The organism is Klebsiella sp. MS 92-3 (genome assembly GCF_000195655.1).
Taxonomy (GTDB): domain Bacteria; phylum Pseudomonadota; class Gammaproteobacteria; order Enterobacterales; family Enterobacteriaceae; genus Klebsiella; species Klebsiella pneumoniae.
This window is the reverse complement of record NZ_GL882851.1, coordinates 16,114-31,155: the sequence shown is the minus strand read 5'-3', so window position 1 is coordinate 31,155 and position 15,042 is coordinate 16,114. Positions and strand designations below refer to the sequence as shown.

The 15,042-nt window shown below is 56.0% G+C and carries 13 protein-coding genes; 5 read left to right on the top strand and 8 right to left on the bottom strand.

Going from position 1 to position 15,042, the window contains the following annotated elements; translation table 11 throughout:
• The coding region (gene ilvA, locus HMPREF9538_RS05150; RefSeq protein ID WP_009486014.1) for a threonine ammonia-lyase, biosynthetic at positions 1-1,509 on the top strand (1,509 nt) is incomplete at its 5' end.
• On the opposite strand, the gene ilvY is transcribed toward ilvA, so the two are convergent.
• Positions 1,506-2,396 (bottom strand): HTH-type transcriptional activator IlvY, encoded by an 891-nt coding sequence (ilvY, locus tag HMPREF9538_RS05155; protein WP_002883176.1) that lies wholly within the window; start codon positions 2,394-2,396, stop codon positions 1,506-1,508. The two genes, ilvA and ilvY, sit on opposite strands and share 4 nt — an antisense overlap.
• Positions 2,397-2,548: 152 nt before the next feature.
• Between ilvY and ilvC the strand changes: the two genes are divergently transcribed.
• Positions 2,549-4,024: a ketol-acid reductoisomerase gene (gene ilvC, locus HMPREF9538_RS05160; protein ID WP_002883178.1), complete on the top strand. Its 1,476-nt coding sequence runs from the start codon at positions 2,549-2,551 to the stop codon at positions 4,022-4,024.
• Positions 4,025-4,227: 203 nt separating this feature from the next.
• On the opposite strand, the gene ppiC (HMPREF9538_RS05165) is transcribed toward ilvC, so the two are convergent.
• Both ppiC (HMPREF9538_RS05165) and ppiC (HMPREF9538_RS05170) read right to left on the bottom strand, forming a co-directional pair.
• Positions 4,228-4,509, bottom strand: a complete 282-nt coding sequence (gene ppiC / locus HMPREF9538_RS05165) for a peptidylprolyl isomerase PpiC (RefSeq protein WP_002883180.1) — start codon at positions 4,507-4,509, stop codon at positions 4,228-4,230.
• A 51-nt stretch (positions 4,510-4,560) separates the two neighbouring features.
• Positions 4,561-4,842, bottom strand: coding sequence for a peptidylprolyl isomerase PpiC (gene ppiC / locus HMPREF9538_RS05170; RefSeq protein ID WP_002883181.1), 282 nt, complete (start codon positions 4,840-4,842; stop codon positions 4,561-4,563).
• Positions 4,843-4,954: 112 nt separating this feature from the next.
• Between ppiC (HMPREF9538_RS05170) and rep the strand changes: the two genes are divergently transcribed.
• Positions 4,955-6,976, top strand: a complete 2,022-nt coding sequence (gene rep, locus HMPREF9538_RS05175; RefSeq protein WP_004181641.1) for a DNA helicase Rep — start codon at positions 4,955-4,957, stop codon at positions 6,974-6,976.
• Positions 6,977-6,980: 4 nt separating this feature from the next.
• Here rep and HMPREF9538_RS05180 read toward each other — a convergent pair whose 3' ends face one another.
• The 5 genes from HMPREF9538_RS05180 to rhlB all read right to left on the bottom strand — a co-directional run bounded on the left by HMPREF9538_RS05180 (position 6,981) and on the right by rhlB (position 12,733).
• On the bottom strand, positions 6,981-7,703 hold the full coding sequence (locus HMPREF9538_RS05180; protein ID WP_002883185.1) for a DUF554 domain-containing protein: 723 nt from the start codon (positions 7,701-7,703) through the stop codon (positions 6,981-6,983).
• Between the two features lie 62 nt (positions 7,704-7,765).
• Positions 7,766-8,764: an amidohydrolase family protein gene (locus HMPREF9538_RS05185; RefSeq protein WP_004181642.1), complete on the bottom strand. Its 999-nt coding sequence runs from the start codon at positions 8,762-8,764 to the stop codon at positions 7,766-7,768.
• A 130-nt stretch (positions 8,765-8,894) separates the two neighbouring features.
• The gene (locus HMPREF9538_RS05190; RefSeq protein ID WP_009486011.1) at positions 8,895-9,821 is read right to left on the bottom strand and encodes a LysR family transcriptional regulator; all 927 of its coding nucleotides are present in this window, start codon (positions 9,819-9,821) and stop codon (positions 8,895-8,897) included.
• Positions 9,822-9,840: 19 nt separating this feature from the next.
• Positions 9,841-11,349, bottom strand: coding sequence for a guanosine-5'-triphosphate,3'-diphosphate diphosphatase (gppA, locus tag HMPREF9538_RS05195; protein ID WP_004150419.1), 1,509 nt, complete (start codon positions 11,347-11,349; stop codon positions 9,841-9,843).
• A gap of 118 nt (positions 11,350-11,467) precedes the next feature.
• Positions 11,468-12,733: an ATP-dependent RNA helicase RhlB gene (gene rhlB, locus HMPREF9538_RS05200; RefSeq protein WP_002883222.1), complete on the bottom strand. Its 1,266-nt coding sequence runs from the start codon at positions 12,731-12,733 to the stop codon at positions 11,468-11,470.
• A gap of 341 nt (positions 12,734-13,074) precedes the next feature.
• On the opposite strand from rhlB, the gene trxA reads away from it, so the two are divergent.
• Together trxA and rho are read left to right on the top strand one after the other, a co-directional pair.
• Complete coding sequence (gene trxA, locus HMPREF9538_RS05205) at positions 13,075-13,404, top strand: thioredoxin TrxA (protein WP_002883224.1); 330 nt, start codon at positions 13,075-13,077, stop codon at positions 13,402-13,404.
• A gap of 330 nt (positions 13,405-13,734) precedes the next feature.
• Positions 13,735-14,994 carry a transcription termination factor Rho gene (gene rho, locus HMPREF9538_RS05210; RefSeq protein WP_002883293.1) on the top strand — a complete coding sequence of 420 codons (1,260 nt, stop codon included), beginning with the start codon at positions 13,735-13,737 and terminating at the stop codon, positions 14,992-14,994.
• The last annotated feature ends 48 nt before the right edge of the window (positions 14,995-15,042 follow it).

The window sequence follows — 15,042 nt, the reverse complement described above, 5'->3', positions numbered from 1 at the left end:
GGCGCCGAGTACCTGCGAGCAGTGCTGCGCGCGCCGGTTTATGAAGCGGTGCAGAAAACGCCGCTGCAAAAAATGGATAAGCTCTCGTCGCGGCTGGATAACGTTATTCTGGTGAAGCGTGAAGATCGCCAGCCGGTACACAGCTTTAAGCTGCGCGGCGCTTACGCGATGATGTCCAGCCTGACTGCCGAACAGAAATCCCACGGGGTGATCACCGCTTCGGCGGGCAACCATGCCCAGGGCGTGGCGTTTTCCGCATCGCGGCTGGGCGTTAAGGCGCTGATCGTGATGCCGGTAGCGACCGCCGATATCAAAGTCGATGCCGTTCGCGGCTTTGGCGGCGAAGTTCTGCTGCACGGCGCCAACTTTGACGAAGCGAAGGCGAGAGCGATTGAGCTGGCGCAACAGCAGGGTTTTACCTGGGTGCCGCCGTTCGATCACCCGATGGTCATCGCCGGACAGGGAACCCTGGCGCTGGAGCTGCTGCAGCAGGATGCCCATATTGACCGCGTATTCGTCCCGGTGGGCGGCGGCGGTCTGGCAGCGGGCGTGGCGGTGCTGATCAAGCAACTGATGCCGCAGATCAAAGTGATCGCGGTGGAGGCGGAAGATTCTGCTTGCCTGAAGGCGGCGCTGGACGCAGGCCATCCGGTGGATCTGCCGCGCGTCGGCTTGTTTGCCGAAGGCGTGGCGGTCAAACGCATCGGCGATGAAACGTTCCGTTTATGCCAGGAGTATCTGGACGATATCATCACCGTCGATAGCGATGCTATCTGCGCGGCGATGAAGGATCTGTTCGAAGATGTGCGGGCGGTGGCGGAGCCTTCCGGCGCGCTGGCGCTGGCGGGGATGAAAAAGTATATCGCCCAGCATAACATCCGCGGCGAGCGTCTGGCTCATATTCTGTCCGGGGCCAACGTCAACTTCCACGGCCTGCGCTACGTGTCCGAGCGCTGCGAGCTCGGGGAACAGCGCGAAGCGCTGCTGGCGGTGACGATCCCGGAAGAGAAAGGTAGCTTTTTGAAGTTTTGCCAGCTACTGGGGGGCCGCTCGGTGACGGAGTTCAACTACCGCTTTGCCGATGCCAAAGACGCCTGTATTTTTGTCGGGGTACGCCTGAGTCGTGGCCTGGAAGAGCGGAAAGAGATCCTCCAGTTACTGAACGACGGCGGCTACAGCGTGGTGGATCTCTCTGATGATGAGATGGCTAAGCTGCATGTGCGCTATATGGTCGGCGGCCGGCCGTCAAAAGCGCTGCAGGAGCGGCTGTTCAGCTTCGAGTTTCCGGAATCGCCGGGGGCGCTGCTGAAATTCCTGCATACCCTTGGCACCCACTGGAATATTTCACTGTTCCACTACCGCAGCCACGGCACTGACTATGGTCGGGTACTGGCGGCCTTCGAGTTGGGCGAGCACGAGCCGGACTTTGAAACTCGTCTCAATGAGCTGGGCTATGAGTGCCACGACGAAACGCATAACCCGGCATTCCGCTTTTTCCTCGCGGGTTAGTGGTTGGGAAGAATTTTCCAGAAAGCATCAATAAGCGGCTCATGCAGCCGCTTTTTTTGTGCGCAAACGCCCAGCTCAAACGGCGTTTGCTCATCGCTGCGCTCCAGGATCATCACCCTGTTGCGTACCGGCTCCGGACTGTTCTCCAGCACCACTTCCGGCAGCAGCGCCACGCCGCATCCCAGGGCGACCATCGACACCATCGCTTCGTGCCCGCCGACGGTGGCGTAGATCGACGGATTGCTGATTTTATGCCGCCGAAACCACAGCTCGATGCGCCGACGTACCGGCCCCTGGTCGGCCATGATAAAGGGCACTGTCGACCAGTCGGGGCGCTCGACGGTCACCTGGTTGCGCACCGGGCAGGGAAGGGCCGGGGCAATTAACACCACGGCGAGGTTCTCCAGCATCGAAAACGCCACCGACCCTGGCAGAGTCTCCGGCTTACCGGCAATCGCCAGGTCGGCTTCGCCGGTGACGACCTTCTCCATAGCGTCGGCGGCGTCGCCGGTCGAGAGCTTGATCTCCACCGAGGGGTGCGCGGCGCGAAAGCGGTCGAGGATCGGCGGCAGATGGCTATAGGCGGCGGTGACAGAGCAGAAGATGTGCAGCTCGCCGGAGAGCGAAGGGCCCTGCTGATCGATGACGTGACGAAGCTGCTGATACTGCAATAAAGTCTGTTGGGCAAAGGTACGTAACTCTTCCCCGGCTTCGGTAAGGGTCACCGTGCGATTATCTCGCACGAACAGCGGCTGGCCGAGGTCCTCTTCCAGACGCTGGATCTGGCGCGAAAGCGTCGACGGGCTGACGTGCATGGCCCGCGCGCTGCGGCCAAAATGGCGGCTTTCCGCCAGATGCAGAAAGGTTTTCAGATCGCGTAAATCCACGGCGCGTACTCCCCGGTTTTGTATTTCATAAAATGCAATGTGACGTTGTGAATATATCAATTTCCGCAATAAAATTCCTGTCATATAGTAAGTTCATTCTCGCAAAAGCGAACCGAACAATAAGCACGACACAACATCACGGAGTTACAGACATGGCTAACTACTTTAATACACTGAACCTGCGCCAGCAGCTGGCACAGCTGGGCAAATGCCGCTTTATGGCGCGCGACGAATTCGCCGATGGCGCAAGCTACCTTCAGGGTAAAAAAGTGGTCATCGTCGGCTGCGGCGCGCAGGGCCTGAACCAGGGTCTGAACATGCGTGACTCCGGCCTGGATATCTCCTATGCGCTGCGTAAAGAAGCGATCGCTGAGAAGCGCGCCTCCTGGCGTAAAGCGACTGAAAACGGCTTCAAAGTCGGCACTTATGAAGAGCTGATCCCGCAGGCGGACCTGGTGGTTAACCTGACGCCGGACAAACAGCACTCAGACGTTGTGCGCTCCGTACAGCCGCTGATGAAAGACGGCGCAGCGCTGGGTTACTCCCACGGCTTCAACATCGTGGAAGTGGGCGAGCAGATCCGTAAAGACATCACCGTGGTGATGGTGGCGCCGAAGTGCCCGGGCACCGAAGTGCGTGAAGAGTACAAACGCGGTTTCGGCGTACCGACGCTTATCGCGGTACACCCGGAAAACGACCCGAAAGGCGAAGGCATGGCCATTGCCAAAGCGTGGGCGGCGGCGACAGGCGGCCACCGCGCGGGCGTGCTGGAATCTTCCTTCGTGGCGGAAGTGAAATCTGACCTGATGGGCGAGCAAACTATCCTTTGCGGCATGCTGCAGGCGGGTTCTCTGCTGTGCTTCGACAAGCTGGTGGCGGAAGGTACCGATCCGGCGTATGCAGAAAAACTGATTCAGTTCGGCTGGGAAACCATCACCGAAGCGCTGAAGCAGGGCGGCATCACCCTGATGATGGATCGCCTCTCCAACCCGGCGAAACTGCGCGCTTATGCGCTGTCCGAGCAGCTGAAAGAGATCATGGCGCCGCTGTTCCAGAAACACATGGACGACATCATCTCCGGCGAATTCTCCTCCGGTATGATGGCGGACTGGGCGAATGATGATAAGAAACTGCTGACCTGGCGTGAAGAGACCGGCAAAACCGCCTTCGAAACCGCGCCGCAATATGAAGGCAAAATCGGCGAGCAGGAGTACTTCGATAAAGGCGTTCTGATGATCGCGATGGTGAAAGCGGGCGTTGAGCTGGCCTTCGAAACCATGGTGGCCTCCGGCATCATCGAAGAGTCTGCTTACTACGAATCACTGCATGAGCTGCCGCTTATCGCCAACACCATCGCCCGTAAGCGTCTGTATGAGATGAACGTGGTTATTTCCGATACCGCTGAATATGGTAACTACCTGTTCTCTTACGCTTGCGTACCGCTGCTGAAAGAGTTCATGACCACCCTGCAGACCGGCGACCTGGGCACAGCGATTGCCGAAGGCGCGGTAGATAACGCGCAGCTGCGCGATGTGAACGAAGCGATTCGCAGCCACGCTATCGAGCAGGTTGGTAAGAAACTGCGCGGTTATATGACCGATATGAAGCGTATCGCGGTAGCCGGCTAATTCCTCGTCGTCTTTCGACTTGCCGATGCGTTGGCTACGGTACGTACACCCCAGTCACATAGTAATCTTTGTTCCTGGGGATGTACTTCCTTGCCGCCTTCCGGCAAGCCGAAATCCATAGAGGCATGGATTTGTTTAGTAGGCCTGATAAGCGAAGCGCCATCAGGCAAAAACCCGGAGATTAAGATCCCCGGGTTTTTTTATTATTTCCGGTACAGCACTTTGATGATGTGGTAGCCGAACTGGGTATGCAGCGGGCCGGTTGGCTCCAGTTCAGGGCAGGAGAAGACCACTTTATCGAAGGCCGGTACCATCTGGCCCTGGCGGAACTCACCCAGATCGCCGCCGCGTTTGCCTGACGGACAAATGGAGTGTTTCTTTGCCAGCTTGCCGAAATCGGCGCCGTTTTTGAGCTGCTCGAGCAGATCGAGCGCCAGTTTCTCTTCTTTTACCAGGATATGCAGTGCTGCCGCGGTTTTAGCCATGATTGCGCCTTGAGTGAGTTGGGATAAATCAGGGCGCCATAGTATCACGCGCTAGCGGCGATACAGCACCTTGATGATGTGGTAGCCGAATTTGGTTTTCACCGGGCCATAGGGTTTGAGCAGCGGACAGCTGAAGACGGCTTGATCAAACGGACCGACCATTGCGCCTTGCTGAAACTCGCCTAAGTCGCCGCCGTTGCGGCCAGACGGACATTTAGAATAGCGTTTCGCCAGATGATCGAAGCTGACGCCCCGCTCCAGTTTGGCGAGGATCTCCAGCGCCAGTTTCTCTTCTTTGACCAGGATATGCAGGGCCGCTGCGCTTTTTGCCATGACATCATTCTCAGGATGGTTTGTGTGGCTGACACTTTACCATCAGTCAGTAAATCTCGGCTCCGCTTTCTGCTACAATCCCCACCCCGTTCGAAGATTGAGCAAGACTCCCATGCGTTTAAACCCTGGCCAACAACAAGCCGTCGAATTCGTCACCGGACCGTGCCTGGTGCTGGCGGGCGCCGGTTCCGGTAAGACCCGCGTTATTACGAATAAAATCGCCCACCTGATCCGCGGCTGCGGCTATCAGGCGCGCCATATCGCGGCCGTGACCTTTACCAACAAAGCCGCGCGCGAGATGAAAGAGCGCGTTGGGCAAACGCTGGGGCGCAAAGAGGCGCGTGGCCTGATGATTTCCACCTTCCACACTTTGGGGCTGGATATCATTAAGCGCGAATACGCTGCGCTGGGTATGAAGTCTAATTTTTCCTTATTCGACGATACCGACCAGGTGGCGCTGCTTAAGGAACTGACCGAAGGGTTGATCGAAGATGACAAAGTGGTGCTTCAGCAGCTGATCTCGACGATCTCCAACTGGAAAAACGATCTAAAAACCCCGGCGCAGGCCGCCGCTGGCGCGAAAGGCGAACGGGATCGTATTTTCGCCCACTGCTATGGGCTATACGACGCGCACATGAAGGCCTGCAATGTTCTCGATTTTGACGATCTGATCCTGCTGCCAACGCTGCTGCTGCAGCGCAACGAGGAGGTGCGCGAGCGCTGGCAAAATAAGATCCGCTACCTGCTGGTGGATGAGTATCAGGATACCAATACCAGCCAGTATGAGCTGGTGAAACTGCTGGTGGGTCAGCGGGCGCGCTTTACCGTGGTGGGCGATGACGACCAGTCGATCTACTCCTGGCGCGGCGCGCGGCCGCAGAACCTGGTGCTGCTCAGCCAGGACTTCCCGGCGCTGCAGGTGATCAAGCTTGAGCAGAACTACCGCTCATCCGGGCGTATTCTGAAAGCCGCCAACATTTTGATCGCCAATAACCCTCACGTCTTTGAAAAGCGGCTGTTCTCCGAACTGGGATATGGCGCGGAGCTGAAAGTGCTCTCCGCCAACAATGAAGATCATGAAGCGGAGCGCGTGGCCGGGGAGCTGATCGCCCACCACTTCATTAATAAAACCAATTACAAAGACTACGCGATCCTTTATCGCGGCAATCACCAGTCGCGGGTCTTTGAAAAGATGCTGATGCAGAACCGCATCCCGTACAAAATCTCCGGCGGCACGTCGTTCTTTTCGCGTCCGGAAATTAAAGATCTGCTGGCCTATCTGCGCGTGCTGACCAACCCGGACGACGACAGCGCCTTCCTGCGTATCGTCAACACGCCGAAGCGCGAGATCGGCCCGGCGACGCTGCAAAAGCTCGGTGAGTGGGCGATGGGCCGCAACAAAGGATTGTTCACCGCCAGCTTTGATATGGGTCTCAGCCAGACGCTGACCGGGCGCGGCTATGAATCTCTCACCCGCTTCACCCACTGGCTACGCGAGATCCAGCAGCTGGCCGAACGCGAGCCGGTCAACGCCGTGCGCGATTTGATTCGCGGGATCGACTACGAATCCTGGCTGTATGAAACCTCGCCCAGCCCGAAAGCCGCGGAAATGCGCATGAAAAACGTCAACCAGCTGTTTACCTGGATGACCGAGATGCTGGAAGGCAGCGAAATCGATGAGCCGATGACCCTGACCCAGGTGGTCACCCGCTTTACCCTGCGCGACATGATGGAGCGCGGCGAATCGGATGAAGAGCTGGATCAGGTGCAGCTGATGACTCTCCATGCGTCAAAGGGGCTGGAGTTCCCCTACGTCTATCTGGTGGGAATGGAAGAGGGATTGCTGCCGCACCAAAGCAGCATTGATGAAGATAACGTCGATGAAGAGCGCCGCCTGGCCTACGTTGGCATCACCCGTGCGCAGAAAGAGCTGACCTTTACGCTCTGTAAGGAGCGCCGGCAATATGGCGAGCTGGTGCGTCCTGAACCGAGTCGTTTTCTGCTGGAGCTCCCTCAGGACGACCTTATCTGGGAGCAGGCACGCAAAACCATTACGCCTGAAGAGCGGATGCAAAAAGGCCAGGCCAACGTCGCTAATATTCGGGCGATGCTGGCAAAGGCGAAAAAAGCTTAGCGTCTCAGGCGATAAACTGCTGCCAGGCGGCGGAGAAGGGCATCACCAGTATTAGCGAGGGCAGCATATTGGCGGTAGGGAAGGCACGGATCCCGCACAGACGGAAACCGGTCGCCAGCATAATGATGCCGCCGCAGGCGGTGAAGTCGGCGATCATCGACGGATTGATTAACGCCATGATAAAGGTTGCCGCGAAAAACAGGATAACGAAAACAATCAGCTGGGGAATAAAGATCACGGTGATGATATACCCCAGCGTGGAGGCGAAAATCGCGGCAGTAAAAAAGTCGAGGATCGACTTGGTCAGCAGAATGGTCGGGTCGCCGGTCATCCCTTCGGTTAAGGCGCCGAAGATGCCGGTACCGCTGGCGCAGAACAGGATCAGCACGGCGATAAACTGATTCATAAAATCTTCCGCACCGACGCTGGCGCTGGACTGCGCCGGAAAGATACGTTCAATGGGGCTGCGCAGCGTTGTTCCGGCTCGTTCAATCCATTTTTCAATATTCAACAAGCCGCCGATAATCGTGCCGACAATAATAGCCAGGGCAATCGGCGGCAGGTTATGTAATTTATTGACAAAGAATATGCCCATACTGATTGAGATCAGTCCGGCGATCAACGGTAAGGTTTTTTTGAAATGTTCCGGAATAAAACGATTCAGTGAAGCGCCCGCCAGCGCACCAACGAGAAGCGAGCCGCTACAGACAAATATACCTATAGCCATAATTTATTTTCCCTAATAAAAATCAGGGCCTGAATATACAGGCCCTGAAATATTTAAATTAATTATTTAATGTTAAATACGCGGCTGGCATTACCCCAGGCGATTTTCTCTTTCAGGCCTGCTTCAAGTTCTAAAGGATCAAACCAGTCGCAGGCCTGATGAATATCTTCATACGGATAATCGACAGAGAACATCACGCGATCGGCGCCCATGACTTCAATAGCATTATTCAGTGAATGGGTATTGAAATGGCCGCTGGTGGTAACGATGAAGTTATTCTGCAGGTAGTGCATTAACGGTTTTTCCGCTTTACCCAAACCGCAGCCGAAACGCTGACGATAGAGACGATGTTGAGTGCGCGGCAGCATATGTACCAGCCCTTCGCCGAGGTGACCCAGCACCAGATTGAGGTTAGGATAACGATCGAACAGACCGCTCATCATCAGACGAATAGCATGCACTGCCGTTTCCTGAGCGAAGCCCCAGGCAGAGCCGATCAGGCTTTCGTAACCGGTATAGATGCCGCGCGCCGGGCCTTCCAGCGGTTCACGAGGATGCAGATAGACAGGCACGTTCAGCTCGTTGACCTTATCCCAGAATACCAGCATGGATTCGTCATCAAGATACAGGCCATGCTCGCTATCTTTAACGTTGGTGTAGCCGTTGATCAGCGCACCTTTCATGCCTAACTTTTTCACGGCGCGCTCCAGCTCTTCCGCCGCGGCTTCCGGGTTCTGCAATGCCAGGGTGGCGAAGGCGCTGAATTTGTCCGGATTTGGCTTAACATAATTCTCAACGATAAAATCGTTGGTATCGCGGGCAAAAGAGACGGCTTTGGCTTTATCTAAAATAGACTGGGCGCCAGGTGAAGTCAGAGAAAGAATTACATGATCAATATGACGCTGCGCCATTTCTTCCAGTTGAATGCTGCGATCAAGCAGGCGGCGTTCAACATCTTTCATATATTCTGTGCCGTTACGACCTGCTTCACCAGATGAATCCCACAGACGGTTATTTTCGGGAGTGGATACGTGTTCTTCTAAAGCAATTTTTCCGCGCATGATATTTTCCTTGCGATATGAGTCAGTGTGGCTTGATGCGAGGAGAATAAAAGCTTTCACGTATTACCAGCAATAAACCAAACGTAATAGGGGTTATTAATAAAACCAATACACGGGCGTATTTTGTTACTTAGATTTTAATAGAAGTACTCTGCTGTGCGGGATCGGCAAGCGTAGCGATCAGCGAGCGTAGCCAGATATGTCCGGGATCGCGGTGCAGCCGCTGATGCCAGACCTGACGGATGGCGATTTTGGCGAGGGGAAAAGGCAGCGGCCAGCTGCGGCAGGGATAGCGCCGGGTGATATGCTGCGCCACCTGTTCCGGGACGACGGCAATCATATCGCTTTCGGCCACCAGCTCACCGGTACCTAAAAAGCTTGGTAACGTTAGCGCAATGCGCCGGGGCATGTGGTGCTCATCAAGCAGCTTATCCATATCGCCATGGGCAGTCCCCTCCACGCGGATCGCCAGATGCTTTTCCTGGCGCCAGTCTTCGGCGCGGAGCTGTGCGCGAATGCGAGGATGGTTTTCCGCAGCCAGGCAGACATATGATTGATCGAAGAGATGTTGCTGGTAGACGCTTTCCGGAAGCTGCGTCAGATAGCCGATCGCGAGATCGCATTTCCCGGATTCGAGGGCGTTGAGGGTCTGCTCATCCAGATTCTGTACCGTAAAGGTGATCCCGTCCGCCGCCTGCTGCTGGAGCGCAATTTGCAATAAAGGCAGCAGCGTCATTTGGCTGATATCGGTCATACCGATCGTAAAATTACGCTGGCTCTGCTGGGGAAGAAATTCAGGTTTGACCGCTAAATCGTTATCGGCAAGCTGGAGAAGAGTCGAGATGGTGGGGGCGATCGCGTCCGCTCGCGGCGTCGGGATCATCCGCTGCCCGACCCGGACAAACAGCGGGTCAGCAAAATGATCTCGTAGTTTTTTCAGCAAAAGGCTGCCGGTGGGCTGGCTGATATCGAGCGCGTCCGCTGCTGGGGAAACATTGCCCAAGCGGTAGAGCGCAGAGAAAAAGCGTAGCGATTTGAAATCCAGTTCTTCCCGCATCCGCCCTCCTGGCTGGATATTATTTCAGCGTATCGCCGCTGGCGACCCGAAGTATCCAGTGGACGTAGCTTTGCCACTGACACTCCTGATCGACCATCTCCCGACCCAGCGGATGTTCATCCAGCCAGTTTCCCGGCAATATCAGCGTCAGTTGTTCGTCTTGAGCGGTCAGCTGAATGGCGGGCAACAGATCGTCGCGCCGCCGGCTGGCAAACAGGATTGCCAGTCGCAGCAGACGACACAGATGCTCAGCCACCCGCGGTGGGACGGCATTCTGTTGATGAAGCGAAGAGAGGTCGATAGCGTTAGTCTGGTTAAGGAGCAGCGTGGCAATCAGCTTCTTCTGCGCCGGGGTAAAGCCCGGCAGGTCGAGGTTATTGACCAGATAGGCGGCGTGCTGCGGCGCGCGCTTAAAATCCACGCTCAGCCCAATCTCATGCAGCGCACAGGCGCTAAGGAGTAAATCACGGCTTAGCGGATCCAGCTCCCAGCTGCCATCCAACTGACTGAGCAGATGACTGGCAAGGCCGCCGACGCGCTGGGCCTGTTCGGTGTCGATCATAAAACGACGCTGAATATTACGCAGCGTGCGGCTGCGGATGTCCTGCTCAACGGAGAGATGCAGCATGCCGTACACCAGGCCTTCGCGTAACGCGCCGCCCGCGAGGGTCATACACTGAATATTCAGTTCGCTGAAGATAGCGATCAGGATCGCCAGCCCGCTAGGAAACACCAGCGCCCGCTCAAGGGTTAAGCCTTCGATCTCCAGCTCTTCCAGACGTCCGCACTGGATAGCGCGCTGTTTAAGCTGCTGGAGTTTGGCGAGGGTGATTCGTTCATCCATCCCCTGCGCCATCATAATTTCCTGCAGAGCCTGAACGGTGCCGGAGGCGCCAACGCACACTTTCCATCCGTGATAGCGCAGCACATCGGCGACGGGCAGTAGCACCTCGCGCGCAGCCGCTTCGGCGAGATCGAAATTCTCTTTCGTCAGACTACGGTCGGCAAAATAGCGTTCAAGCCAGGTGACACAGCCCATCGACAGGCTAAACAGCGAGGTTGTTTGTGCGCCGGTCCCGGTCACCAGCTCGGTGCTGGCGCCGCCGATATCGACCACCAGGCGCTGATCGGCGCCGCCGGTGGTGTGGGCGACACCCTGGTAAATCAGGCGCGCTTCTTCTTCGCCGCTGATCACTTGCACTGGAGTGCCGAGGATCTCCTGCGCTTTCGCCAGAAACTCCCCCGCATTGACGGCAAGACGCAGCGTGGCGGTGGCCACGACGCGGATTTGCGTCGGCGGAATATCCTGCAGGCGCTCGGCAAACAGGCGTAAGCACTGCCAGCCCCGTTCCATCGCTTCTGCGGAGAGGGTGTTGTCGCTATTCAGGCCGGCGGCCAGTCGAACCTTACGCTTAATGCGGCTCAGCGTCTGGATGCTGCCCGCCACCTCGCGCACCACCAACATATGGAAACTATTGGAGCCCAAATCAATGGCGGCATATAGCGAGGTGGAGCTCATACTCTTCATCGTTCAGAAGGCTCCCTGGTCGGCGGGGCGCTTAGGCCCGATCCACATCACTGAGCGGGTCGCCAGAGGAAGGTCGCCCTGGCAGATTCTGAATGACTGAGCGTATGGCATAGATCTCTTAACCTGAACGACGACGATTGCGCGGTGGACCGTTACGGCGCGGGCCGTTGCCTGGGCGCGCACGGGTCAGACGCAGCGGTTTAGGCAGGTCGGTCATCAGCGCGTCCGGGTTGTACTTACTGACCGGAATTGAGTGACCAATATAGGTTTCGATCGCCGGCAGATTCAGCGCATACTCTTCGCAGGCGAGGCTAATGGAGTGACCGCTGGCGCCAGCGCGACCGGTACGGCCGATGCGGTGAACGTAATCTTCGCAGTCGTCCGGCAGATCGTAGTTAAAGACGTGGGTTACGGCCGGAATGTGCAAACCACGAGCGGCAACATCGGTCGCGACCAGGATATCGAGGTCGCCGCGGGTAAATTCTTCGAGAATACGCAGACGTTTTTTCTGCGCCACGTCGCCGGTCAGCAGACCTACGCGATGGCCGTCGGCGGCGAGATGCCCCCAGATATCTTCACAACGATGCTTGGTATTGGCGAAGACGATGGCGCGATCGGGCCACTCTTCTTCCAGCAGCGTCTGCAGCAGGCGCATTTTTTCTTCGTTGGACGGGTAGAAGAGCTCTTCTTTAATACGGTGGCCCGTTTTCTGTTCCGGCTCGACTTCAACGTACTCGGCGTTATTCATTTGTTCGAACGCCAGTTCGCGGACGCGATAAGAAAGGGTCGCGGAGAACAGCATGTTCAGGCGCTGAGTGGCCGGCGGCATGCGGCGGAACAGCCAGCGGATATCTTTAATAAAGCCGAGATCGTACATGCGATCGGCTTCGTCCAGCACGACAACCTGAATGGCGCCGAGGTTAATGTGGTTCTGCTTCGCGTAATCGATCAGACGACCAGTGGTACCGATCAGAATATCGACGCCGCTTTCCAGCACTTTCAACTGCTTATCGTAGCCGTCGCCGCCGTAAGCCAGACCCAGCTTCAGACCGGTGGCCTGCGCCAGTGGCTCAGCGTCGGCGTGGATCTGTACCGCCAGTTCACGCGTCGGCGCCATAATCAGCGCGCGCGGTTGGTTAACCTGGCGATCGGCGATAGCCGGGTGAGAGAGAAGATAATGAAACGTTGACGTCAGGAACGCCATCGTTTTACCGGTACCGGTTTGCGCCTGCCCGGCGACATCGCGGCCTTCCAGCGTCAGCGGAAGGGCGAGGGCCTGAATGGGTGTGCAATTATGAAACCCTTTCTTTTCAAGGGCTTCAATGACTGCCGGGTGCAGGGCGAAGTCGGAAAACTTCTGTTCTGTTAAATGTGTTTTGCTCATAGTGTGGTAGAATATCAGCTAACTATTGCATTAAGAAAGCGTATCCGGTGAAATAACGTCAACCTTTCGTTGGCGGTGTACGAAATTATTCAAGGTACGTCTACGGTAACTGAACGAATCCAGGATAGCTTAGACTACTAAGCGAGTCGGGAGCGATAAATCTGCAGCATGCAGTTCGCGTTCGGGCACCCTGGCGTCAACAGGCGAGTCCATGATGGATTGCGCCAGTTGGCAGGCCAGAGAATTGAGGTATCCTGAAGAATAGCGTGCATAACGTAGCCGCAGCGCGTCGTTGATGGCTACGACACCAACACACCAGGCTTATTCCTGTGGAGTTAAATATGAGCGATAAAATTATTCACCTGACTGACGACAGTTTTGACACGGACGTACTCAAGGCTGACGGGCTGACCCTCGTCGATTTCTGGGCAGAGTGGTGTGGTCCGTGCAAAATGATCGCCCCGATTCTGGATGAGATCGCTGAAGAGTATCAGGGCAAACTGACCGTAGCTAAGCTGAACATTGACCAGAACCCGGGCACTGCGCCGAAATACGGCATTCGCGGTATCCCAACCCTGCTGCTGTTTAAAAACGGCGAAGTGGCGGCCACTAAAGTTGGCGCACTGTCCAAGGGTCAGCTGAAAGAGTTCCTCGACGCTAACCTGGCGTAAGCGAATTGCTGTTCCGGGGTCCCGATTCCTATTTTTTGCGGAACTCTGGACGCCCGGCTGGAGTCGTGCTAAGTTAATCCACAGACTTCGTTTTAAACATACCTTGTTTGAATCTTGTTTTACCCGAAGCATCCCGCATAAATGCGCGTGAAGCTAATAATTCCGGGCTTTTCACTCATTCCGTCTAGTCGTTTCAGTTCTGCGTTCTTTCCTGTGACCAGGCAACGTACAGACACGAGATGAAGGCCGTTAACAGGCATGGAAGTTCCTGCCATACCATTCACAACATTAAGTTCGAGATTTACCCCGAGTTTAAGAACCCACACCACTATGAATCTTACCGAATTAAAGAATACGCCGGTTTCTGAGCTGATTACTCTCGGCGAAAATATGGGGCTGGAAAACCTGGCTCGTATGCGTAAGCAGGATATTATTTTTGCCATCCTCAAGCAGCATTCGAAGAGTGGCGAAGATATCTTTGGCGACGGCGTACTGGAGATACTGCAGGATGGATTTGGATTCCTCCGCTCCGCAGACAGCTCCTACCTCGCCGGCCCTGACGACATCTACGTATCCCCCAGCCAAATCCGCCGTTTCAACCTCCGCACTGGTGACACCATTTCCGGTAAGATTCGTCCTCCGAAAGAGGGTGAACGTTACTTTGCGCTGCTGAAAGTTAACGAAGTTAACTACGACAAGCCGGAAAACGCGCGTAACAAGATCCTGTTCGAGAACTTAACGCCGCTGCACGCGAACTCTCGCCTGCGTATGGAGCGTGGTAACGGTTCTACCGAAGACTTAACCGCTCGCGTACTGGATCTGGCCTCCCCGATTGGCCGCGGCCAGCGTGGCCTCATCGTCGCGCCGCCGAAAGCCGGTAAAACCATGCTGCTGCAGAACATCGCGCAGAGCATCGCATACAACCACCCGGACTGTGTCCTGATGGTACTGCTGATCGACGAACGTCCGGAAGAAGTGACCGAGATGCAGCGTCTGGTGAAAGGTGAAGTGGTTGCTTCCACCTTTGACGAGCCGGCATCCCGTCACGTGCAGGTTGCCGAGATGGTTATTGAGAAAGCGAAACGTCTGGTTGAACACAAGAAAGACGTTATCATCCTGCTCGACTCTATTACCCGTCTGGCGCGTGCCTACAACACCGTGGTTCCGGCTTCCGGTAAAGTGTTGACCGGTGGTGTGGACGCCAACGCCCTGCACCGTCCGAAGCGTTTCTTTGGTGCGGCACGTAACGTCGAGGAGGGCGGTAGCCTGACCATCATCGCCACGGCGCTGATCGACACCGGTTCCAAAATGGACGAAGTTATCTACGAAGAGTTTAAAGGCACCGGTAACATGGAACTGCACCTCTCTCGTAAGATTGCTGAAAAACGCGTCTTCCCGGCTATCGACTACAACCGTTCCGGTACCCGTAAAGAAGAGCTGCTTACCACTCAGGAAGAGCTGCAGAAAATGTGGATCCTGCGCAAAATTATCCATCCGATGGGTGAGATTGATGCGATGGAATTCCTCATCAATAAGCTGGCAATGACCAAGACGAATGATGACTTCTTCGATATGATGAAGCGCTCGTAAGGTAAAAAAAGCCAAAAACCCCCCCCCCCCCCCCCGGGGGGGTGTTTT